The 22,404-nt window shown below is 64.6% G+C and carries 17 protein-coding genes; 4 read left to right on the top strand and 13 right to left on the bottom strand.

Annotated features, from left to right (window positions below):
* The first annotated feature begins 239 nt into the window (after positions 1 to 239).
* Positions 240 to 1,052 (top strand): helix-turn-helix domain-containing protein, encoded by an 813-nt coding sequence (locus tag AC1DYJ_RS18340; RefSeq protein WP_477285810.1) that lies wholly within the window; start codon positions 240 to 242, stop codon positions 1,050 to 1,052.
* Here the strand turns inward: AC1DYJ_RS18340 and AC1DYJ_RS18335 are convergent, their stop codons facing one another.
* Positions 1,053 to 2,027 (bottom strand): DMT family transporter, encoded by a 975-nt coding sequence (locus AC1DYJ_RS18335; protein WP_477285808.1) that lies wholly within the window; start codon positions 2,025 to 2,027, stop codon positions 1,053 to 1,055.
* 247 nt (positions 2,028 to 2,274) lie between these two features.
* Here AC1DYJ_RS18335 and pepN point away from each other — a divergent pair, with 247 nt between their 5' ends.
* The 3 genes from pepN (at position 2,275) to AC1DYJ_RS18320 (ending at position 7,931) form a co-directional block, all read left to right on the top strand.
* A complete protein-coding gene (gene pepN / locus AC1DYJ_RS18330) occupies positions 2,275 to 4,914 on the top strand; it encodes an aminopeptidase N (protein WP_477285806.1) in 2,640 nt (879 codons plus the stop codon).
* 346 nt (positions 4,915 to 5,260) lie between these two features.
* Positions 5,261 to 7,582: a PAS domain-containing sensor histidine kinase gene (locus AC1DYJ_RS18325; RefSeq protein WP_477285804.1), complete on the top strand. Its 2,322-nt coding sequence runs from the start codon at positions 5,261 to 5,263 to the stop codon at positions 7,580 to 7,582.
* A gap of 88 nt (positions 7,583 to 7,670) precedes the next feature.
* Positions 7,671 to 7,931, top strand: coding sequence for a type II toxin-antitoxin system prevent-host-death family antitoxin (locus tag AC1DYJ_RS18320; protein WP_477285802.1), 261 nt, complete (start codon positions 7,671 to 7,673; stop codon positions 7,929 to 7,931).
* 104 nt (positions 7,932 to 8,035) lie between these two features.
* On the opposite strand, the gene AC1DYJ_RS18315 is transcribed toward AC1DYJ_RS18320, so the two are convergent.
* From AC1DYJ_RS18315 to AC1DYJ_RS18260, 12 genes are all read right to left on the bottom strand, one after another.
* Complete coding sequence (locus AC1DYJ_RS18315) at positions 8,036 to 8,512, bottom strand: EF-hand domain-containing protein (protein ID WP_477285800.1); 477 nt, start codon at positions 8,510 to 8,512, stop codon at positions 8,036 to 8,038.
* 65 nt (positions 8,513 to 8,577) lie between these two features.
* A complete protein-coding gene (locus AC1DYJ_RS18310; protein ID WP_477285934.1) occupies positions 8,578 to 11,532 on the bottom strand; it encodes a bifunctional [glutamine synthetase] adenylyltransferase/[glutamine synthetase]-adenylyl-L-tyrosine phosphorylase in 2,955 nt (984 codons plus the stop codon).
* Positions 11,533 to 11,543: 11 nt separating this feature from the next.
* Positions 11,544 to 13,019, bottom strand: a complete 1,476-nt coding sequence (locus tag AC1DYJ_RS18305; protein ID WP_477285798.1) for a sensor histidine kinase — start codon at positions 13,017 to 13,019, stop codon at positions 11,544 to 11,546.
* A gap of 7 nt (positions 13,020 to 13,026) precedes the next feature.
* Positions 13,027 to 13,701 carry a response regulator transcription factor gene (locus AC1DYJ_RS18300; protein WP_023670185.1) on the bottom strand — a complete coding sequence of 225 codons (675 nt, stop codon included), beginning with the start codon at positions 13,699 to 13,701 and terminating at the stop codon, positions 13,027 to 13,029.
* Between the two features lie 200 nt (positions 13,702 to 13,901).
* The gene (locus AC1DYJ_RS18295; RefSeq protein ID WP_477285796.1) at positions 13,902 to 15,446 is read right to left on the bottom strand and encodes a Do family serine endopeptidase; all 1,545 of its coding nucleotides are present in this window, start codon (positions 15,444 to 15,446) and stop codon (positions 13,902 to 13,904) included.
* Positions 15,447 to 15,568: 122 nt separating this feature from the next.
* Complete coding sequence (locus tag AC1DYJ_RS18290; RefSeq protein ID WP_477285794.1) at positions 15,569 to 16,036, bottom strand: cytochrome c-type biogenesis protein; 468 nt, start codon at positions 16,034 to 16,036, stop codon at positions 15,569 to 15,571.
* On the bottom strand, positions 16,033 to 18,024 hold the full coding sequence (locus AC1DYJ_RS18285) for a heme lyase CcmF/NrfE family subunit (RefSeq protein WP_477285792.1): 1,992 nt from the start codon (positions 18,022 to 18,024) through the stop codon (positions 16,033 to 16,035). Before AC1DYJ_RS18285 ends, AC1DYJ_RS18290 begins: the two co-directional genes overlap by 4 nt.
* A 2-nt stretch (positions 18,025 to 18,026) precedes the next feature.
* Complete coding sequence (gene ccmE, locus AC1DYJ_RS18280; protein ID WP_477426175.1) at positions 18,027 to 18,467, bottom strand: cytochrome c maturation protein CcmE; 441 nt, start codon at positions 18,465 to 18,467, stop codon at positions 18,027 to 18,029.
* 3 nt (positions 18,468 to 18,470) lie between these two features.
* Positions 18,471 to 19,607 carry a c-type cytochrome biogenesis protein CcmI gene (ccmI, locus tag AC1DYJ_RS18275; protein ID WP_477285789.1) on the bottom strand — a complete coding sequence of 379 codons (1,137 nt, stop codon included), beginning with the start codon at positions 19,605 to 19,607 and terminating at the stop codon, positions 18,471 to 18,473.
* Positions 19,608 to 19,709: 102 nt separating this feature from the next.
* The gene (locus AC1DYJ_RS18270) at positions 19,710 to 20,153 is read right to left on the bottom strand and encodes a hypothetical protein (RefSeq protein ID WP_477285787.1); all 444 of its coding nucleotides are present in this window, start codon (positions 20,151 to 20,153) and stop codon (positions 19,710 to 19,712) included.
* 176 nt (positions 20,154 to 20,329) lie between these two features.
* The gene (locus AC1DYJ_RS18265; RefSeq protein WP_477285786.1) at positions 20,330 to 21,751 is read right to left on the bottom strand and encodes an ATP-binding protein; all 1,422 of its coding nucleotides are present in this window, start codon (positions 21,749 to 21,751) and stop codon (positions 20,330 to 20,332) included.
* Positions 21,735 to 22,400: a response regulator transcription factor gene (locus AC1DYJ_RS18260; protein WP_352584881.1), complete on the bottom strand. Its 666-nt coding sequence runs from the start codon at positions 22,398 to 22,400 to the stop codon at positions 21,735 to 21,737. Before AC1DYJ_RS18260 ends, AC1DYJ_RS18265 begins: the two co-directional genes overlap by 17 nt.
* Positions 22,401 to 22,404: the final 4 nt, after the last annotated feature.

Here is a 22,404-nt window from a genome sequence, read left to right as displayed (position 1 = left end):
CGTGGGGGAGATGTCCGGCAAGGCAGAGGGGGGGCGTGAAGGATCGCCGACCCTTGCAATTCGCTTATTTTCGCCCATCAAAAGCTGCCTCAAAATAGCCGACAGGTCGGCGGGACAGCGCCCCCCTCTGCCTTGCCAGGCATCTCCCCCACAAGGGGGGAGATCAACTGTCGCCACGGCCTCGCCATAACCCCAGAGGTAATTGAATTGCTCTCCTCCCCGGCCTACTCATCCCAGTCATGACAACACCCCAGACCTCCGCCGGCAGCCTGATCCGCGAATGGCGCACGCGGCGGCGCATGAGCCAGCTTGATCTCGCCATGGAGGCCGAGATTTCGCAGCGGCATCTCTCTTTCGTCGAAAGCGGCCGCGCGGCCCCTTCGCGCGACATGGTGCTGCATCTTGCCGAGCAGCTTGAGATCCCGCTCCGACAGCGCAACCAGCTGCTCCTTGCCGCCGGTTTCGCGCCGAGCTTCAGCGAACGGCCGCTCACCGACACGACGCTGGCACCGGCGCTTGCCGCGGTCGAGACGGTGCTCAAGGGGCATGAGCCGTTTCCGTCGCTGGCCGTCGACCGGCACTGGAACCTGGTTTCCGCCAATGCCGCCATCGGCCCGCTTCTGGCCGATATTGCCGAACCGTCGCTGCTTCAGCCGCCGGTCAACGTGCTGCGGCTCAGCCTGCACCCGAACGGCATCGCGCCGCGCATCGTCAATCTCGCGGAGTGGCGGGCGCATCTGCTGGAGCGGCTGAAACACCAGAACGATGCCGCCGGCGATCCCGTGCTGGTCGAGCTGGAGCGTGAATTGCGAACCTATCCGTCCGGCCTCAAGGGCGCGCGGCCTGTACCGGTCGAGCCCAACGGCATCGTCCATCCGCTCCGGCTGGCGCATGGCGACCAGGTGCTGTCCTTCATCAGCACCATCACCGTCTTCGGCACCCCGCTCGACGTGACGCTGTCTGAACTGGCGATCGAGTCGTTTTTCCCGGCTGACGAGCAGACAAGGACGGTGTTGGTGCGGCTCGCTAAAGAACGCGCGCAGTCGTCCTGATCACCCCTGTGGCGGCGCCGCCTTTCGCATGCGGGTGCGTTCCAGGCCGAGCTGGCGCTCGCGCCAGATGATGAAGATGCCGGCGGCGACGACGATCACGCCGCCGACCAGCGTGTTGATGGTGGCGACATCGCCGAAAGCGAAATAGCCGACGACGACGCCGAGGATCATCGAGGTGTATTCGAACGGCGCCACCACCGAGGCCTCGGCATGGCGATAGGCCGCCGTCATCAAGATCTGCGCAAGGCCGCCGCAAAAACCAGCGGCAACCAGCAGACCGGCCTGCAGCGGCGTCAGCGCCTGCCAGCCGAAAGGCAGCGTAAACAGCGCCATGACGCTTGCCGTCGCCGAAAACCACAACACGATGGTCGCGGTCCGTTCGGTCTGGACGAGATTGCGGACGAGCAGGATGGCATTGGCGGAGATTGCCGCTGAGACCAGCGCCGCTATGACGCCCAGCACCTCCTGGTCGCCGAGTGCGGCGCCCGACGTGAGAAGCGTCAGTTCCGGCCAGGATATGATCAGCACACCGACAAGGCCGACCGCGACCGCGCTCCAGCGATAGATGCGAATGGCTTCGCCGAGGAACAGCGAGGAGAACACGACCACCAGCAGCGGCTGGGCGTAGTTCAGCGTGATCGCCTCCGGCAGCGGCAACCTGGTCAGCGCGAAGAAGCCGAGCCCCATGGCGCAAACGCCGACGACACCGCGCGCAATGTGGTTCAGCGGTCGCTTGGTCGCAAACGCCGTGCCCAGTTTCCCCTTGAAGGCCAGGAAGACGATGATCGGGAAGATGGCGAAGAAGGAGCGGAAAAAGACAATCTGGCCGGCTGGCAAAGTGCCGGCTGCCTTGATGCAGGTTTGCATGCCGACGAAGACCGCCACCGACATGATTTTGAGCGTTATGCCGGTCAGGACACGACCAGGGTGATCGGACAGTTTCCCCGCCGCCTCGTCTCTCGGCCGTGAAGTCACGCTCGCGCCGCTTCCCGGATCGTTGCCGAGACGCGCGTCAGGCGACGCAGCACAGAGGCGCCCATGCCGAATTGCGGTGTGACGGCGGTCATCAAGGCCTCGCGATGAGACGGAAGGAGAACGCCCTGAATAGGCATTGGCGCAGTTTTGTCGAGTGGCCGTTTCGTGTAAAGAGCGCGCAACTTTAGATCTTATGGGCCAGCGGACACCGCTGCAGGCCCCGATAACGATAGGGAAACCCCAAGGAATGCGAACCGATACCGGCCAGGTCTTCAAGCTCGAAGACTATCGCCCCAGCGACTTTTCCATTCCGCAAACCAACCTCACCTTCCGCCTTTCGCCGGATGCAACGCGTGTCACCGCCGTGCTGACGGTCGAACGCCGCGATGGCGCTGCCGCATCAGTGCCGCTGATGCTGGACGGCGACGGGCTGGTGCTGAAGCGCATCGCCATCGACGGCCGCGAGCTCGCGCCGGCCGATTATCTCGCCACGCCCGACCAGCTGACCATTTTGAAGCCGCCGGCCCGCTTCGAGCTGCTGCTTGAGACCGAGATCGCACCGGCCAGCAATGAGGCGCTGATGGGCCTCTACCGCTCCAGCAATGTCTATTGCACGCAATGCGAGGCCGAAGGCTTTCGCCGCATCACCTATTTCCTCGATCGCCCCGACATATTGTCGGTCTACACCGTGCGCATCGAGGCAAGGCTGGACGAGGCGTCGCTGCTGCTCTCCAACGGCAACCCGGTGGAAAGCGGGCCACTCACCGATGGCTGGCACTATGCCAGGTGGCACGACCCCTTCCCGAAGCCGTCCTATTTGTTCGCGCTGGTGGCGGGCAATCTCGGCCAGGTCGCCGACAGTTTCGTCACCATGTCCGGCCGCAAGGTCGAGCTCGGCATCTATGTCGAGCCGGGCAAGGAGGGGCTCGCCGGTTACGCCATGGATGCGCTCAAGCGCTCGATGCAATGGGATGAGCAGGCCTTCGGCCGCGAATACGATCTCGACGTCTTCAACATCGTCGCCGTCTCCGACTTCAACATGGGGGCGATGGAAAACAAGGGCCTCAACATCTTCAACGACAAATATGTGCTGGCCGACCGGGAGACCGCGACCGATGCCGATTTCGCCAATATCGAGGCGATCATCGCGCATGAATATTTCCACAACTGGACCGGCAACAGGATCACCTGCCGCGACTGGTTCCAGCTCTGCCTGAAGGAAGGGCTGACGGTCTTTCGCGATCACGAATTCTCCGCCGACCAGCGCTCGCGCGCGGTCAAGCGCATTGCCGAGGTGCGCACACTGCGCGCCCACCAGTTCCCCGAGGATCAGGGGCCGCTGGCGCATCCGGTGCGGCCGCGCCGCTACCGCGAGATCAACAATTTTTACACGGCGACCGTCTACGAAAAGGGCTCGGAAGTGGTGCGCATGATACGCACCATCCTCGGGGCAGAAACCTTCCGCGCCGGCATGGACCTCTATTTCGAGCGCCATGACGGCGAGGCCGCGACGATCGAGGATTTTCTCAAAGTGTTCGAGGATGTCTCCGGGCGCGACCTGTCGCAGTTCGCGCTCTGGTATCACCAGGCGGGCACGCCGAACCTGACCGTCAGTTCGACGCACAATCCGGCCACACGCGAGTTCACGCTCGAGATCGAGCAGTCGGTGCCGCCGACACCGTCGGAAAGCCGCAAACGGCTTATGCACATCCCTCTCGCTTTCGGCCTGGTCGGCGCCGGCGGCGAGCCCGTCGCCTATGGCGGGGTCGAGGGTGCCGCCGTCGAGGACGGCGTCATCCACATCCGCAAGCGCCGCCACATGGTGCGCTTCTCCGGCGTTGCCGAGCGGCCGGCGGTGTCGCTCAACCGCGGCTTTTCGGCGCCGATCACGCTTTCGGTCGAGCAGAAGACCGACGACCAGTTCTTCCTCGCCGGCCATGACAGCGACGCCTTCGCGCGCTGGCAGGCGTTCAACACACTGCTCACCGATGCGCTGATTGCGGCCTTCCGCCAGATTCTGGGTGGCGCTAAGCCGGCCTTCACCGCCAGGCTGACCGGACTTGCCGGCAAGATCGCCGGCGACGAGACGCTGGAGCCTGCCTACCGCGCGCTGGCGCTGTCGCTTCCCGGCGAGGCCGACATTGCCCGCGACATCGGCAAGAACATCGATCCCGATGCCATCTTTGCCGCCCGCGAGGCGCTGGCGCTGGCAATCGCCCGCGCCAACCAGGACGCCTTCGCCACTCTTTACGGCCACCTTGGCGATGACGGGCCATTCAGCCCCGATGCGGCAAGCGCGGGACGACGGGCGCTGCGCAACATCCTGCTCGACTGTCTCTCGCTGCTGCCGGCGGGCGCCGAACTCGCTGCCCGGCATTTCGAAACCGCGACCAACATGACCGACCGCGCGGCCGCGCTCACCGTGCTTGCGCATCGCCATGACGGATCGCCCGAGGCGATCAAGGCGCTCGCCGGCTTCGAGGCGCGCTATGGCGCCGATCCGCTGGTCATGGACAAATGGTTCCAGATCCAGGCCGCTGTGCCGGGACCGCGAACTGTCGACCGGGTGCGCGCGCTGACCGGCCACGCCGCCTTCTCGATGGCCAATCCAAACCGGGTGCGCTCACTGGTCGGCACATTCTCAAGCGCCAACCAGACCGGCTTCCACCGCGCCGACGGCGAAGGCTACCGGTTTTTTGCCGAGACCGTGCTCGAGGTCGAAAAGCGCAACCCGCAGGTGGCCGCCAGGCTGGCGACGGCGCTGCGGTCATGGCGCTCGCTGGAGCCGGGCAGGCAAGCCAAGGCCCGGGAAGCGCTGCTGGCGATCGCCAATGGCGAGAACCTGTCGGCGGATCTGCGCGATATTGTGGAGCGGACGCTGGCTTGAAGCTAATCTCCCCCCTCGTGGGGGAGATGCCCGGCAGGGCAGAGGGGGGCGCGAAGGAACACAGTGGTTGATTTGCCTGCGTTCAGCCCGCGTCCGACGCCGTTGTAGTAGTTTTGTTTGGTCGGGCGCACCGACCCGAGAGGCCGAGGGACGGCGCCCCCCTCTGGCCTGCCGGCCATCTCCCCCACGAGGGGGAGATCAGCAGCTTCGGCACTATTTCAATCAATTTTTAATGTTTTTTGCCCGCGCCTCTGGACAAGGCGAATCACCTTTGATTCTTTACAGACGATTCGGACGTGCGGTGTTGCCGGATCGTCAAGCGTACGGAAATTCGGGAGTGCCATTTATGGCCAAGGCGGACGCGTGGGGCGCGCCCGAGGGGACGGCTTTTGAGCGGCGCAAGGCGCGAGGCGACGGCCTCGCCGGCAACACGCGGCTCATCGCTGAACCAGCCTACCGGCGGCTCCTGGCTGCCGAACCCCTTCTGCGTCGTTCGATACCGGCGCTCATCATCATCTTCCTGATCGTTATCGCCGCGCTGCGCGTGCTCTCGCTGATGAACGAGCGCGACGAAGTCGAGCGCGACGTCAAGGCAGTGCTGGGACTGGCCGCCGGCCAGATGGCGAACGCAATCTCGGCCGATCCGAACGCGGCCGCCGGCGGCGCCATCGACCTGTTGGAAAGCACCAGCCGCCAGGGCGCCATGGGCAGAAGCCATGTGCTCGTCATCACCGACAGCGCCTTCAAGATCATTGCCGTGTCGCCGCTGTCGAGCGGCTGGCAAGGGCGCTCGCTCGACAGTCTGGTGCTGGACGGCCAGCCGCTGTTCATGTTCGGCGACCGCGCAGGCGTCATGGATGTCAGCATCGGCGGGCAGGACTGGTATGCTGCCGTCAGCCTGACCCGGGACCGCAAGAACGCCGCCGCGGTGCTGGTGCCGCAGGAAGCGGTGTTCGACAGCTGGCGCAAAACCGTGTCGCTCAACGTCACGCTGTTCGTGCTGACGGCCGGCGTGCTGATCATCATCCTCTACGCCTATTTCGGCCAGGCATCGCGCGCCCAGACGGCCGACCGCATCTATCTCGAAGCCCATCAACGCATCGACATGGCGCTGGTGCGTGGCCGTTGCGGCCTGTGGGACTGGGACATGGTGCGCGGCAAGATGTACTGGTCGCGCTCGATGTACGACATGCTGGGCTACGAGCCCTGCAACTCGATGCTGTCGTTCGGAGAGGTCGATGACATCATCCACCCCGAGGACGGCGACCTGTTCGAGCTGGCCAACAAAATCGTCGAGCGCGAGATCGACCATATCGACCAGGTGTTCCGCATGCGCCACGCCGACGGCCAGTGGGTGTGGATGCGCGCCAGGGCACAGGTGATCGACCCGGAAGCGCCTGAGATTCAGCTGATCGGCATTGCGGTCGACGTCACCGAACAGCGGCATCTGGCGCTGCGCTCCGAGGCGGCCGACCTGCGACTGCGCACGGCGATCGAGAACATCAACGAATCCTTCGTGCTGTGGGATGCCGCCCAGCGGCTGATCATGTGCAATTCCAAATACCAGAAGGACAATGGCCTGTCGGACCGCGACGTCATGCCGGGCGCGGCACGCGCCGTGCTGGAAGAACGCATGCTGGCTTTCGCCTCGGAACGGCGACTGGCCAACACCAACGGGCCGCAAGGCGGCGCGACGTTCGAACGGCAGCTCTCGGACGGCCGCTGGCTGCAGGTCAACGAACTGAGAACCAGGGACGGCGGCACCGTCTCGGTCGGCTCCGACATCACCCAGATCAAGCTGCATCAGGAAAAGCTGGTCGACAGCGAGCGCCGGCTGATGGCGACCATCCATGACCTCAGCCTCGCCCGCCGGGCCGAGGAGGAACGCGCCAAGGAACTGGTCGAGCTCAACCGCAAATACATGAAGGAAACCGAGCGCGCCGAGGCCGCCAACCGGGCCAAGTCCGAGTTCCTAGCCAACATGTCGCATGAACTGCGCACGCCGCTCAACGCCATCATCGGCTTTTCCGAATTGATGGAACAGGGCCTGTTCGGGCCGCTCGGTTCGCCGCGCTACGAGGAATATGCCAACGACATCAACGGCAGCGGCAAATATCTGCTGGGCGTCATCAACGACATACTCGACATGTCGAAGATCGAGGCCGGCCAGTTCTCGATGGACCGCGAGGAAATCGATCTCTGTCCGCTGATCCGCGAGACGGTGCGGGTGATCTCGCTGCAGGCGGCGGAAAAATCGATCACGGTGGAAACCCGCATCGCCGATACGATGACGCTGTTCGCCGATCGCCGCGCGATCAAGCAGATCGCCATCAACCTTCTGTCGAATGCGGTGAAGTTCACCGGCCAGGGCGGCCACATCTCGGTGCGCGCCCGCAACACCTCCGGCGCGTTGGTGCTGACCATCGAGGACAATGGTTGCGGCATTCCGAAGGAAGCGCTGAGCAAGCTCGGCCGACCGTTCGAGCAGGTGCAGAACCAGTTTTCCAAGAACCACGCCGGCTCCGGCCTTGGCCTCGCCATCTCGCGCTCACTGGCCGAGCTGCAGGGCGGCGCGCTGAAAATCCGCTCGACCGAAGGCGTCGGCACCATCGTATCGGTGCGCATTCCGGTGAAGAAGGCGGCGCCGGCGGTGAAGGCGGCGGCCTGACGGTCCGCTATCCATAGCCAGAGCATGGCCTCAGTCGCCCTTGAAAAGATTATCTACTTTATCTACTATAGATAAAGAGGTAACCCCCATGCGCGTGACATCGACCGAATTCCAGCAAAACGTCGGACGCTTCCAGGATGCCGCACAGCGGGCGCCGGTAGCGATAACGAAGAATGGCCGCACCCATACAGTGCTTCTTTCGGCAGCGATGTTTGAAGTGCTGGTCAAGGGACGGGTCGCCCGCTCTGTCAAGGATCTGGACGACGAGACATTGAATGCAATCGCCGAAAGCGCTGTGCCGCCAGAGTATGACGGACTGGACGCGATGCTCAAAGACTGGACGCCGTGAGCCTGCAGGACAGAGGGGGGTGTGAAGGAACGCGACCGAGGTGGCGTTTCATTCTACCCCCTCCACTCCGGCGGCTGATGCCGCCGGAACCTTACTGACGAACCTCACTGCATGCTGTCGTCGTCGCCGCCGTCCCAGTGGCGATGGCGACCCATGCGGCCGTTCTTTGGCAGTTCGTTGCGCTCGATCTTGCCGTCATTGTTGCGGTCGAGCATGGCGAACACCTTCTTCTCACGCCCGGTGATGTCTTCCGTGGTCAAAGTGCCGTCGCCCTTGGTGTCGTAACGGGCGACGATGCGCTTGGCCATTTCCTCGAAACGCGCCTTCTCCAGCGCGTCGGCGAGCTGGGCGACGGTGAGCTTGCCGCCATTGTCGGCAACCAGCTTCTTCAGCCTTGCGTTCATGGCGCCGGAAAACTGGTCGAAGCTGATGGTGCCATTGGAATCCTTCATCGCCTTGTCGAGGCGCATCATCGTGTCCTCGCGCGTTCTGGCGCTATGATTGTTTTCGGCATAGGCGGTGGTGCCGACGGCGCCGGCGAGCGCGACGAAGGCAAGGGCAAGTCCGGTTGTCTTTCTCATGGGTATTCTCCTGTTGCACCGTCACCCCCGATGCGATCCGAAACAGCCGTCAGCGCTTCACGCCCTCACGACTGTTTCGTACGAAGCAAAAGGTCGAAGTCCTTTCTGACCTTTTGCGACGTCTCCTTGAGGTGTGCTTCCAGCACACCGAAATCCGGCAGGTCAGTCACCGCCAGAAGCAGATCCGACAATCCCGGCGGAACGTCGTCGCGTTCGAATGCGCCGGTGAGGCAAAGCCGCGTCATCTGGGTCAGCGCCAGATAGAGTTGATAGGCTTCGCAAAGCTCTTGCCTGACGTCTGCGTCGGCGAAATCCGGCGTCAGATGCGACAGGATTTCGCCGGTCGCTGTCACCCTGCTGCCGGCTTCGACCTGACCGGTGATGACGGCCACTTGCGCGATGAATTCGAGGTCGATGAGGCCGCCTGGGATCAGCTTGATGTCCCAGAGATCGTGCGGCGATTTTTCCTTCTCGATCAGCGCGCGCATCTCGGATGCCTCGGCCTTCACCTTGGCGGCGTCGCGCGGCAGGGCCAAAAGTGCCGTCACCTCGGCCTCGACTTCGGCGCACAGTGCGGCGTCGCCGCCGATGGCGCGGGCGCGCGCCAGCGCCATGTGCTCCCAGGTCCAGGCTTCCTGGCGCTGGTACTTCTTGAAGGCGTCGACATGGGTGGCGACCGGCCCCTTGTTGCCAGATGGCCGCAAGCGCAGGTCGAGCTCGTAGAGAACGCCCTCGGCGGTCGGCGCCGAGACAGCCGCGATCAACCGCTGCGTCATCCTGGTGTAGTAATGTGATGGGGCGAGTGGCTTGTCGCCGTCGGACTCGTCCGCGTCAGCGTCGTGATCGTAGAGCAGGATGAGGTCGACGTCCGAGCCGGCGGTAAGCTCACGGCTGCCGAGCTTGCCCATGCCGAGCAGCGAAACCGTGCCGCCGGCGATGCGGCCGTGGCGCAGTGCGAATTCGGCCGTCACCGCTTGCAGTGCGGCGTCGATGGTGAGGTCGGCGAGGTCGGAAAAGGCACGGCCGGCCCGGCTCGCGCTGATCGAGCCGGCGAGCAGGCGCACGCCGATCAGGAATTTTTGCTCTGAGGCAAAGATGCGCAGACGGTCGAGCACGTCCTCATAGGCCCTGTCACCGTCGATGAAAGCCGCCAGCCGCGCAGACAGATAGGCGCGATTGGGCAGTTCGTTCAGCAGCGCCGGATCGAGCAGGCCGTCGAAGACATGCGGACGCTTGGTGATGATCGCCGCCAGCCGGGGCGCGGCGCCCATGATGGTCGCCATCAGTTTCAGCAACGCGGGATTGGACTGCAGCAGCGAAAACAGCTGGATGCCAGCCGGCAGACCGGCGAGGAACTCGTCGAAGCGAACCAAAGCCTCGTCGGCCCGGCGCGTCTGGCCGAAGGCTTTGAGCAGCGCCGGTGTCAGTTCGGTCAGCCGCTCGCGCGCCTCGGCCGACCGGGTAACGCGGTAGCGGCCGAAATGCCAGCCGCGGATGACGCGGCAGATGTCGCTCGGCCGCTTGAAGCCGAGGCCGTGCAAGGTCCGCAGCGTGTCGGGATCGTCGACATCGCCGGTAAAGACCAGATTTCCGACGCCTGCCGACAGTTCCGGCGCGGTTTCAAACAGCGCCGCGTAATGGCGCTCGACTTCATGCAAAGCCGCGCGAAACGTTTCGGAAAATTTGGCGGCATCGCCAAAGCCCAGCATTTGGGCGATGCGCTCCAGCCCCTCATCGTCGTCCGGTAGGATATGCGTCTGTTCGTCGGCGACCATCTGAATGGCATGTTCGACGCTGCGCAAGAACCAGTATTGGCGGGCGAGCGTGTCGCGCGCATCGGCGGTGATCCAGTTGCGCGCCGCCAGAGCGCCCAGCATCGGCACGGTCTCGCGGCCGCGCAACTCGGGAAAGCGTCCGCCGGCGATCAGTTGCTGGGTCTGGACGAAGAACTCGATCTCGCGAATGCCACCGCGGCCGAGCTTGACGTTGTGACCTTTGACAGCGATTTCGCCATGACCTTTGTGGGCGTGGATCTGGCGCTTGATCGAATGGACGTCGGCGATCGCCGCATAATCCATGTATTTGCGCCAGACATAGGGCTGCAACTCCTTCAGGAAAGCAGCGCCGGCGGCGAGATCGCCGGCCACCGGGCGCGCCTTGATCATGGCGGCGCGCTCCCAGTTCTGGCCACGCGCCTCATAGTAGCGCAGTGCTGCCTCGACCGGGATCGCCAGCGGCGTCGAGCCGGGGTCGGGGCGCAGCCTGAGGTCGGTGCGGAAGACATAGCCGTGTTCGGTGCGGTCCTGGAGGATGCGCACCAGCCTGCGGGTCAGGCGCGCAAACAGCTCGGTGGCATCGAGCGGATCGACGATCGCAGGCGCCTCCGGATCGAAGAAGACGACGAGATCGATGTCGGAGGAAAAATTCAGTTCATGGGCGCCGAGTTTGCCCATGCCGAGCAGAATCCAGCCGGACTGCCGAGACGGCTTTTCGGGATCCGGCAATTTGAGCTTGCCCTGGCTGTGCGCCTCGCGCAGCAGGAAGTCGACGGCAGCACGGCTGCAGGCATCGGCGAGATCGCTGAGGCGGCGCACGGTGAGCGCGGTCTCGGCCTCGCCGGAAAGGTCTGCGAGCGCCATCAGGAAGTGCGCTTCGCTCTTCCACTGCCTGAGTTCCATCATCAGGCTCGATTCCGAAACGGCATCCGCAAAGGCGGCCTTGCCGATGGCCTCGCTAATGCTGGTCAGCCTGGCCTCGACACTGTCATCGAACAGCGCGTCGAGGATTTGCGGCCGGCGGCGTGCGACATCGCGCAGGAAGGGCGAGAGGTCGAAGACGGCAGTGAGAAAATCCTGGGCGGCGCCCTTGCCCGCGAGGAATTTCGCCAGCCGCGGCAGGTTCTCGTCCTCGGCTTCGGCGGCGAGTTCCGACAGTTCGCGCCGGGCGCGGCTCCCATCCAGCGGCGCAAGTTGCGCCGCCAGTTGCAGCTGCCATTCGGTCTCTACCTGCGTCTGCGCCATCCTCACCGCCATCAATGGTCATCCCGCACCGGGAAACTCATGATAACGGACAATCCGGGATTGGCGGGCAGAAGTTCAAGCCGGCCATTGTGGAACGTCATGATCGCCTTGGCGAGGCTCAAGCCCAGGCCCGAACCCGGCTGCGAGCGGCTTTTTTCCAGCCGCACGAAACGCTCGGTCGCCCTAGCGCGGTCGGCATCGTCGGGGATGCCTTGGCCGTTGTCGGCAACGGAAAGGCGGATGTCATGGCCGACGCGCTGCAGCGCCACGCGCACCGCGGGCTTCTCAGTCGCGTCGGTTGAATATTTGATGGCGTTGTCGACGATGTTCGACAGCGCCTGGCCGATCAGCTCGCGGTTGCCATTGACGGTGAAGTCCCCGTCGACCGAGGTTTCGAGCGCCACGCCCGCCTCCTCCGCCACCGGCTCGTAAAGCTCGACGACATCGTGCACGGCGGCGGCGAGATCGACCTTGCTCGTGCTTTCCGAGGAATAGCCCGCCTCCAGCCTTGAGATCATCAGGATGGCGTTGAAGGTTTTTATCAGCTGGTCGGACTCGGCGATGGTGCCCTCCAGCGCTTGCCGATAGTCGGCGGGCTTGGGCTTGCCTGAAAGCGTGGCCTCGGCGCGGTTGCGCAGCCGGGTCAGCGGCGTCTTCAGGTCGTGGGCGATGTTGTCGGAGACCTGCTTCAGGCCTTCGTTCAGCGTCGCGATCCTGGCCAGCATCGTGTTGAGGTTTTCCGACAGACGGTCGAATTCATCGCCGGCACCAGTCACCGGCAACCGGCCTGTCAGGTCGCCGCCCATGATGCGGCGGCTCGCCTCCGAGACGCTGTCGATGCGCTTCAGCGCCGCGCGGCCGACAAAGAACCAGATCAGCAGACCGCCCAACCCCATCATGCCGAGCGCCAGCATCAAAGCGCGGCGGATGACGGCGCGGAAGCGCTCGGGTTCGCCGAGATCGCGGCCGACAAGCATGATCATCTGGTTGGGCAGCCGCAGTACCAGCGCGATGGCATTGTGGCCCTTCTCGCCTTCCACCTGTATTTCGGTCTCGCCGGGCTGCGTCCCGTTGGGATCGGAAGCCTGATTGCGCTGCCGTTCGAGCTCACCTTCGCCGAAACGGCGGTAGGAGAATGGCTCGGTCGTCCAGCCATCGGTCTCGAGCACGCCCGGCTCCAGGCTCTGCACATTGCCGGTCAGGATCTGGCCGTTGGCGTCGGCGATCAGGTAGAGGTTGGCGCCGGGCTGGCGCGAGCGCTGCTCGACCACCCGCACCAGCACCGGCAGGCCGCCGCGCTGATAGGCGCGGGCAAGGCCGAGCACCTCGTCATTGATGGTTTGCTGGGTCTGGCCGGTCAGCATGCGCGCCGACAGCGACGTCATATAGAAGACGAGCAGCACGGCGCACAGCGCGAAAAGCAGGAAATAAAGCGCCGAGAGCCGCGCCGCCGTCGTTCTCATGATGGCCGGCAGGGAAAGGGCCATCGGAGGTCTAGCCGCTCTTCAGCATATAGCCGGCGCCGCGCACGGTGTGCAGGATCGGCTTGTCGAAACCCTTCTCGATCTTGCCGCGCAGCCGCGAGACATGCACGTCTATGACGTTGGTCTGCGGGTCGAAATGATAGTCCCAGACATTTTCGAGCAGCATGGTGCGCGTCACTACCTGGCCGGCATGGCGCATCAGATATTCGAGCAGGCGGAATTCGCGCGGCTGCAGCGTGATCTCGCGTGCCGCGCGCTTCACGGAATGGGAGAGACGGTCGAGCTCGAGATCGCCGACCCGGTAGACCGTTTCGGCTTCCCTGGCGCTGGCACGGCGATTCAGCACCTCGACGCGGGCGAGCAATTCGGAAAAGGCGTAGGGTTTGGTCAGATAGTCGTCGCCGCCGGCGCGTAAGCCCGTGACACGGTCATCGACCTCGCCCAGCGCCGACAGGATCAGCACCGGCGTGGTGTTGCCGCGCGAGCGCAGGCCGGCAATGACGGAGAGACCGTCGCGACGCGGCATCATGCGGTCGACCACCATCACGTCGTAGTCGCCGGCATCGGCGAGCGCGAAGCCGGTTTCGCCGTCGCCGGCGACATGGGCGGTGTGCCCGGCCTCGGCAAAGGCCTTCTGCATATAATCCGCCGCCTCGCGATCGTCTTCTATGACGAGAATCTTCATAGAGCCGTTATACGCGATTTCACTGGAAGATTGAGAGGCCGACATTTTGGCTTGGCTTTGCTGTTAGAGCGGCAGCGGGCGATGGGGGCCCGCTGCCGCCGGGGGCAGAACACGATGACTGACTAACGCGTTCGGCCCCTTGCTTTCCCATGCGGCGGCTCGGGGGTGTTGAAACCGCCGCACTGGAAAAGTGTTCGATGTCAGCCCTTGGCGACCGGCAGCGCGACGAAGCGGTTGCTATCATCGCGGGTGATCTGCATCAGCACCGCCTTGCGGCCGGACTTGACCGCATCGGCCATCGCCTTGGCGACGTCCTCGGTGCCGTTCACTTCCGTCGAATTGACCGAGGTGATGACATCGCCGGGCTGGATGCCACGGTCGGCGGCATCGCTGTCGGGGTCGACATCGGTGACCACCAGGCCCTTGCCGTTTTCCGACTTGGTGACGGTGAGGCCGAGATCAGCCAGCGCGGCCGGCTTTGCCGGGGCTGCGGGCTGCTGCGGATCGGCCGAGGCCTGCTTGTCGCTCGAAGGCAACGTGCCAAGATCGACCTTGATCGTCTGGCTCTTGCCGTCGCGCCACACCGTGACGTCGACCGACTTGCCGGGCGAATAGGCGCCGATCAGACGGGCCAGTTCCTTCGGCGATGCAACGTCCTTGCCTTCGACCTGGGTGATCACGTCGCCGGCGGTGATGCCGGCCTTCTTGCCGGGACCACCGTCCTGGGCGCTGGAAACCAGGGCACCGTTCTGCGACTTCAAGCCCAGCGATTCCGCGATATCCGAAGTGACCGGCTGGATTTCGACGCCGAGCCAGCCACGCTGCACCGAGCCGCTCTTCATCAGGTCCTGCACCACCTGCTTGGCGGTCGAGGCCGGAATGTCGAAGGCGATGCCGACGCTGCCACCCGAGGGCGAGAAGATCGCGGTGTTGATGCCGACGACCTGGCCGTTGAGGTTGAAGGTCGGACCACCCGAATTGCCGCGGTTGACCGAGGCGTCGATCTGGATGAAGTCGTCATAGGGACCGGCGCCGATGTCGCGGCCACGGGCCGAGACGATGCCGGCGGTAACGGTGCCGCCGAGGCCGAACGGATTGCCGACGGCAACCACCCAGTCGCCGACGCGAACCTTGGAATCATCGGCAAAGTCGACATAGGTGAACTTGCCGACGCCATCGACCTTGAGCACGGCGAGATCGGTGCGCGGATCGGTGCCGATCAGCTTGGCATCGAGTTCCTTGCCGTCATTCATAACCACGGTGAAGGCCGAGCCTTCCTCGACGACATGGTTGTTGGTGACAAGATAGCCGTCATCGGAGATGAAGAAGCCCGAACCCTGCGCCACCGGGCGGGGCTGGTCGTTGTTGCGGTCGCGATGGCTGAAGCGACGGTTCTGGCCGTTCTGGTCGCCGAAGCCGCGGAATTGCTTGAAGAACTGCCGCAGCTGCGGATTGTCGGGCATGTTATTGAAGCCGTCCGGATCGTCGGACTGGTCGGAGCCGTCATCGGAAGCCGGCTCGATCTTGGCCTTGACCTTGACGCTGACCACGGCCGGCGAAACGCGCTCGACGACATCGGCAAAGCCCGGCACCTGCGGCGCTTCGACCCGCACGGCGTCAGCCAGAACCGGAGCCGTGCTGGTGGCGACGGCACCGAAACCAATGGCGCCGGCAATGGCGAGCGATGCGGCGGCGGCCAACAGGCGCTTGCGGGTGCGGGAATATGAATTGGGGGCAATAGACATGGATCTGTATCCTCTTTTTACTGGATGCGGCTCAGGCAGAGCATCCTCGGACAAGAGGAATAGAGAGGCGCACATTACGGCGCCATTTCCGAAGCATGAAAGTTTTGTAATGTTGGCGCTGTTCAGTCGCGTCGCAGGATGGTGTCCAGCGCCGCCTGTTCCTCGGCGCTCAGCGCCTTGGTTGCCAGCGAGCGACGGGAGCGTGTTGTCACCACGATGAAAATGCCGCCGACCAGAAGCAGAAGCACCGGCGTGCCCCACAGCAAGGCGTTGCGCGGGCTGAAGCGCGGCTTCAACAGTACGAACTCACCGTAACGCGACACGATGTAGTCCATCACCTGCTGGTCGGTATCGCCGGCAACCAGCCGCTGGCGCACCAGGATGCGCAGGTCGCGGGCAAGGTCGGCATCGGACTCGTCGATCGACTGGTTCTGGCAGACCATGCAGCGCAGGCCTTCCGACAGGAAACGCGCCCTCGCCTCCAGCGCGGGATCGGCGAGAACCTCGTCCGGTTTCACCGCTTGCGCTGCGCCGGCAAACAGCAGCGCCAGCAGCAGAATGAGCGAGGCCAGCGAGAATCTGGTACTCACGGCACGCCTGCCGATGGCATGGCAGCCGCCTGCTTGCGGCGGCGCGAGGGCGCGCCGACGCGCAGGCGACGATCGAGCAGCGACATTGCCGCCCCAGCCATCATCACCAGAGCACCGCCCCAGATCAGCGTCACCAGCGGCTTCCACCACAGGCGCACCACGACGGAACCGTCGGTGCCTTCGTCGCCGAGCGACAGATAGAGCTGGCTGAACCCAATCGTCTCGATGCCGGATTCGGTCGTCGTCGTCTGCCGCACCGGAAAGAAACGCTTGGCCGAGGTGATCTCAGCCGAAATGCCGCCATCGGCGCCGATCAGGGAAAAGCGGCCGCGTTGCTCGCTATAGTTCGGGCCTTGCGCCGGGAAAAGGCCCTCGAAACGCAGCGTATGGCCGGACAGTTCGACGCTTTCGCCGGCATGCATCGACAGGATTTTCTCGGTGCCGAAGCACAGCGTGCCGACAATGCCGAGCACCGTCAGCCCGAGACCGAGATGGGCCAGTGCTGTGCCGAACACCGAACGCGGCAGGCCGGCGAAACGGCGCAGCATGATGGCCGGCGGCACATTGCCGAAGCCGGATTTGACGGCAAGGTCGGTGAGCGCGCCGCAGACCAGCCAGCAGGCAAGGCCGACGCCGAGAGCGGCGAACACCGATGCGCCGTCGATGAACAGGCCGGTGACCAGCATCGCCAGCAAAGCGGCGGCGAAAGCGGCCATCAGGCGCTGGGCGACGGCATAGAGGTCTCCGCGCTTCCAGGCGAGCAGCGGCCCGAAGGGTACCACGACCAGCAGCGGCACCATCAGCGGCCCGAATGTCAGGTTGAAGAACGGCGCGCCGACCGAGATCTTGCTGGCCGAAAGCGCCTCGACCGCCAGCGGATAGAGCGTGCCGACCAACACGGTAGCTGTGGCGGTGGTCAGGAACAGGTTGTTGAGCACCAGCGCGCCTTCGCGCGAGATCGGGTGGAACAGGCCGCCGGCCGTCAGCCGCGAGGCGCGCAGGGCAAACAGCGCCAGCGAGCCGCCTATGAACAGCGTCAAGATGCACAGGATGAAGATGCCGCGGGTCGGATCGGTGGCAAAGGCATGTACCGAGGTCAGCACGCCGGAGCGCACCAGGAAGGTGCCGAGCAGCGACAGCGAGAAGGTCAGGATGGCGAGCAGCAGCGTCCAGATTTTGAGCGCCGAGCGCTTCTCCATGACGATCGCCGAATGCAAAAGCGCCGTGCCCGCAAGCCACGGCATGAAGGAGGCATTCTCGACCGGGTCCCAAAACCAGAAGCCGCCCCAGCCGAGCTCGTAATAGGCCCAGTAGGAGCCCATGGCGATGCCGCCGGTCAAAAACATCCAGGCGACCAGCGTCCATGGCCGCACCCAGCGCGCCCAGGACGCATCGATGCGGCCTTCGATGAGAGCCGCGACCGAGAAGGAGAAGCAGATGGAGAAGCCGACATAGCCGAGATAGAGCAGCGGCGGGTGGATGGCGAGGCCGAGATCCTGCAGGACCGGGTTGAGATCGCGGCCCTCGATCGGCGCCGGATTGAGCCGGATGAACGGATTGGACGTCGCCAGAATGAACAGGAAGAAGGTGGCGCCGATCGCCCCTTGCACGGCGAGCACATTGGCGCGCAGCGTAGCCGGCAGATTGGAGCCGAAGACGGCGACCAGCGCGCCGAAGAAAGTCAGGATCAGCACCCAGAGCAGCATCGAGCCTTCGTGATTGCCCCAGGTTCCGGTGATCTTGTAGATCAGCGGCTGCAGCGAATGCGAGTTTTCCCACACGCTGGCCACCGAGAAATCGGAGCTGGCATAGGCGCCGGCGAGTGCTGCGAACGAGAGCGCCGTGAGCGCGAAGCCGGTGACCGTGACCGGGCCGCCGACAGCCATCAGCCGCTGGTTGCCGGTCCGGGCGCCGATGAGCGGCACCAGCATCTGCACCAGCGACAGCGCGAAGGCGAGGACGAGCGCGAAATGTCCGGTCTCAACCATTGCTAGTTCGTGCTTTCCTGCCAGACGCCCTTGGCCTTCAGCCCATCGGCTACTTCCTTGGGCATATAACGCTCGTCATGCTTGGCCAGCACGCTGTCGGCGAGGAACACGCCGTCCGCGCCGAAGCTGCCCTCGGTGATGACGCCCTGCTCCTCGCGGAAGAGGTCGGGCAGGATGCCGGTATAGGTGACCTTGACCGATTTATGCGTGTCGGTCACCGAGAACGCAACCGTCGCGCCCTGCCCGCGCACGACCGTGCCCTTTTCGACGAGGCCGCCGAGCCTGATGCGCTGGCCCGGCTGCAGGCTGGCGGTGGTCAGATCGGCGGGCATGTAGAAATAGGAGGCCTTTTGGYCCAGCGCATAGAAGGTCAGCCCGGTGGCGGCACCGAGAAAGGCAAGCCCCCCGACAATCACCGACAATCGCTTCTGCTTGCGCGTCATGCCCTACTCCGTCGCCGTCAGGCCGAGCGAGGCGGCAAAGGCGGTGAATTTCTTCGCTTCGTCACTGTCGGCGCCAAACACGGCAATACCGCGATGCAGCGCGTCGCGCGCCTGGTCGGCCTTGCCCAGCACCACATAGGAACGAATGAGCCGCATCCATCCTTCCGTGTCACGCGGATTTTGTCGCAGTTTTTCGTCGAGACCGGCGACCATGGTGTCGATCATGGCCTGCCGGTCCTGCGGCGCCATCGACGAGGCGGCATCGACGGCTGCGGCATCGGGGCCTTTCGCGGGCTCTCCTGACGCGACGCTGCGGTTGGCGGCCTCGGCCAGCGCCTGTTGGACAGCGCCCCGCCAGGGCGAATCCGGCGGCAGCAGCCCGAGCATTTTCTGCCAGGCGGCGGTCGCCTCGGCCAGGCGGCCTTCCTGGGCCAACGCCATGGCCAGGTAGAAGGACGCCTTCGGGTTTGCGGGGTCGAGCTTCAACGCCTGCTCGAAAGCCGATTGGGCGTCAGCCGAAACGATGCCGCCGGCCGCATTGGCGATCGCCTCGCCGAGGCCGGCCTCGCGGGCAGCTGTGTCGCCATCGAGGCGGATGGCGTTGCGATAGGCGGTCACGGCATCGGAAAAGCGCTGCAGGCGCAGATAGATCGGGGCCAGCACGTCCCATCCCCTGCCATCGGACGGATTGGCGGCAAGATGGGCCTCGGCGCGCGCCACCAACTCGTCGACCGAGCTGTCGGCAGGGTTCTTGGCCAGCCGCTCGGCAAGCGGCTGTGACGGCAAATCGGGCGAGCCGAGCTGGCTGTACAGGCCCCAGCTCAGCAGCGGGACGACCAGCACCGCTGACGTCGCCACCAGCCTGACCGCCCGCGACGCCTGCGCGCCAGGCTGATCGACTTGACCGACATTTCCCAGCCGAAGGATGCGGCGGGCGATTTCGGCGCGCGCCTCCTCGGCTTCCGCCGGCTGGATCAGGCCGCGCGCAGCATCACGCTCGAGCTCGGCCAGTTGGTCGCGATAGACTTCAAGGTCATGGTCGCTGCTGGTCGAAGCGCCCTTGCCGCCGCTGGTCAGCGGCAGCAGCACCGCCAGGCTTGCGCCCAGCGTGAGGATTGCGGCTATGACCCAGAACAGCATGGTTCTTCCAATAGAGCGAGAGCCCGGCTCTCACAACATGAGGGTGCTGCGACGCTTTGACGGGAGCGCGCGAGCCCGATCCCGATCAGCCGGCCCGAACGGTCAGGTCAGCGGCGTCCAGCTGCCGTCAGCGTTGCGGCAGGCGGTGCCACGCGCGGTCTGGCCGGCCGTGCCGGTAAACACCGTATGGGTATACTGGCGGCAGTCCTGCGAGCCGACACGATAGGGCTGGGCCGCGACGACTTCGCCGGAATGGGCCGAACTGTCGCTCTTCCACGTCACTTTCTGGCCGCTCGCCGTGTATTCGAGCGCCTTGTATTCCGCCTCGAGCGCCTTGCGCTTCTCGGTCTCGCTCAGGCCACTGCCGATCGATCCGCCGACGAGCCCGCCGGCCATGGCCGAGATGATCGTCGTCGCGACTTTAGCCCCTGAAGGAGGCGACGCGGGCGGGTTGGTGATGGAGATATCCGGGCCGCCGCCCTTGCTCAGGGTTCCGCAGCCGGAGAGAGCGAGCAGTGCGGAAACGAGCGCAACGCGAATCTTCATGCCTACAACCAGTTTTCTTGAACGGGATGCGCTGGGGGGCCGCGTCATCGGGGATATCTGGAGGCCATACTATTGATATTTGTCGGAAATTTGGCCGTTTTTAACGGCTTTTGTGCAATCGATGGGCCGCCATAACACAGGCATTCGGCCATGTCGATTGGCTCCCGGGAAGAGCATCATGGAAGGCTGCGCAGGCGCACCACCGCCTTCAACCCGCCCATGGCGGAGCGGTCCAGCGCAAGTGCACCGCCATATTCGTTGACAAGGTCGGCGACAATGGCAAGCCCGAGCCCGGTGCCTGGCTTGGTCTCGTCGAGGCGCCGGCCGCGTTTCAGCGCATCGCGCGCCTTGTCCTCGGGAATGCCTGGACCGTCATCCTCAATCGCGATCTCGAACAGGCCTGCGGCGCCGGCCGGCGTGACGGACACGGCGACAGTGCTCCTTGCCCATTTCATCGCATTGTCGAGCAAATTGCCGAGCAATTCCTCCAGATCCTCGCGCTCGCCGGCAAAGACGATGTCGGCCGCCGGCAAGGCAAGCGACAGGCTGACATCAGGCTTGAGCTTTTGCAGCACGCGCACCATGCGCTGGACCAGCGGCGTCACTGGGGTGCGATAAACGACGCTGTCGCGCTGTGCGGCGACGCGGGCGCGCTGCAAATAATGATCGACCTGCTTCTGCATCGAGGCGGCCTGGTCGGCGATGAGCTGGCCTTTGGCGCCGCCGAGCGCACGGCCCTCATTGATCAGCACGGCGAGCGGCGTCTTCAGCGAATGGGCAAGGTTGCCGACCTGCGTGCGCGAGCGCTCGACGATACGCTTGTTGTTTTCGATCAGCGCATTGGTCTCGTTGGCAAGCGGCTCGATCTCGGCCGGGAACTGGCCGTCGAGCCGCTGCGCCGTGCCCTCACGGACCAGCGCAAGCGCGTTGCGAACCCGGCGCAAGGGCTGCAGGCCGAGCAGGATGGCGATCGCGTTGATGGCGATCATGCCGACGCCGAACAGGCTGAGATAGGTCAAGAGGCGACCCTGGAAGGTAGCGATCTCCTGCTCGAGTTCGGTCTTGTTGCCCATGACGCGGAAGCGCGCGGCGCGGTTCTTGGCGTCGAGGACGAATTCGCTTTCGAACACCTGCAGTTCCTCGTCGCCGATGCCGTCGGTGGAATAGCTGCGCTGGAAACTGGAATTGAAGGGTACCTCGGCGACGGTCGGCGACGGGATCGCCGTGGTCATCGAGGACGAATGAAGGTTGCCATGCACGCCTTCGGAAGCCGGTTCCACCGACCAGTACCAGCCCGAATTCGGCTCCGAGAAGCGCAAGTCGCCGAGGTCGGGAGCGCCGGTGAGCTGGCCGGATTCGGAAACGCCGACGGAGCCGATCAGGTTGAACAGATGCGCCGACAAAAGGCTGTCGAAGCCACGCTCGCTGGCCTGGCGGTAAAGCGTGGTGATCAGGGTGAAGATGACGATCAGAGTGAGGATCGCCCAGATCGTGGAAAAGCCGATGACGCGAAAGGCCAGCGAGCGCGGCCAGAGCCGTGCCGAAAAAGGCTTCCTAGCTGGTATGGGGAGCGGTTCCGCCTTACGCCTCCGGCTCACGCATGCGATAGCCCATGCCGCGCACGGTTTCGATCATGTCGATGCCCATCTTCTTGCGCAGCCGGCCGACAAACACCTCAATGGTATTGGAATCGCGGTCGAAATCCTGGTCGTAGAGATGCTCGACCAGTTCGGTGCGCGACACCACCTCGCCCATATGGTGCATCAGATAGGCCAGCAGGCGGAACTCGTGCGACGTCAGCTTCAGAGGCTGGCCGTCGACATCGGCCTTGGAGGCCTTGGTGTCGAGGCGCAGCGGCCCGCAGGTCAGCTCGGACGAGGCATGGCCGGCGGCGCGCCTGATCAGCGCTCTCACCCGCGCCAGCACCTCCTCGATGTGGAACGGCTTGGTGACATAGTCGTCGGCGCCGGCATCGATGCCCGACACCTTGTCGCTCCAGCGGTCGCGCGCGGTCAGGATCAGCACCGGCATCTTGCGGCCGTTGCGGCGCCAGCGCTCGACGACGCTGATGCCGTCCATCTGCGGCAGGCCGATGTCGAGCACGACGGCGTCGTAAGGCTCGGTATCGCCGAGGAAATGGCCCTCCTCGCCGTCATAGGCGCGGTCGACGACATAGCCGGCATCGACCAGCGCATCGGCTATCTGCCGGTTGAGATCCTTGTCATCTTCGACGACGAGTACGCGCATGATC

This window comes from Mesorhizobium sp. P2_B11, from assembly GCF_056404855.1.
Note: the sequence above shows the minus strand (reverse complement) of the source record. Positions and strands in the feature narration are given on the sequence as shown.

Excerpts from the sequence above, each read along its gene's own strand:
- pepN (WP_477285806.1), top strand. The coding sequence starts at position 2,275 with ATGCGAACCGATACCGGCCAGGTCTTCAAGCTCGAAGACTATCGCCCC.
- AC1DYJ_RS18295 (WP_477285796.1), bottom strand. The coding sequence starts at position 15,446 with ATGTCTATTGCCCCCAATTCATATTCCCGCACCCGCAAGCGCCTGTTG.
- AC1DYJ_RS18260 (WP_352584881.1), bottom strand. The coding sequence starts at position 22,400 with ATGCGCGTACTCGTCGTCGAAGATGACAAGGATCTCAACCGGCAGATA.
- AC1DYJ_RS18285 (WP_477285792.1), bottom strand. The coding sequence starts at position 18,024 with ATGGTTGAGACCGGACATTTCGCGCTCGTCCTCGCCTTCGCGCTGTCG.
- AC1DYJ_RS18325 (WP_477285804.1), top strand. The coding sequence starts at position 5,261 with ATGGCCAAGGCGGACGCGTGGGGCGCGCCCGAGGGGACGGCTTTTGAG.
- AC1DYJ_RS18305 (WP_477285798.1), bottom strand. The coding sequence starts at position 13,019 with ATGGCCCTTTCCCTGCCGGCCATCATGAGAACGACGGCGGCGCGGCTC.
- AC1DYJ_RS18310 (WP_477285934.1), bottom strand. The coding sequence starts at position 11,532 with ATGGCGCAGACGCAGGTAGAGACCGAATGGCAGCTGCAACTGGCGGCG.
- AC1DYJ_RS18315 (WP_477285800.1), bottom strand. The coding sequence starts at position 8,512 with ATGAGAAAGACAACCGGACTTGCCCTTGCCTTCGTCGCGCTCGCCGGC.
- AC1DYJ_RS18340 (WP_477285810.1), top strand. The coding sequence starts at position 240 with ATGACAACACCCCAGACCTCCGCCGGCAGCCTGATCCGCGAATGGCGC.
- AC1DYJ_RS18270 (WP_477285787.1), bottom strand. The coding sequence starts at position 20,153 with ATGAAGATTCGCGTTGCGCTCGTTTCCGCACTGCTCGCTCTCTCCGGC.
- AC1DYJ_RS18320 (WP_477285802.1), top strand. The coding sequence starts at position 7,671 with ATGCGCGTGACATCGACCGAATTCCAGCAAAACGTCGGACGCTTCCAG.
- AC1DYJ_RS18300 (WP_023670185.1), bottom strand. The coding sequence starts at position 13,701 with ATGAAGATTCTCGTCATAGAAGACGATCGCGAGGCGGCGGATTATATG.
- ccmI (WP_477285789.1), bottom strand. The coding sequence starts at position 19,607 with ATGCTGTTCTGGGTCATAGCCGCAATCCTCACGCTGGGCGCAAGCCTG.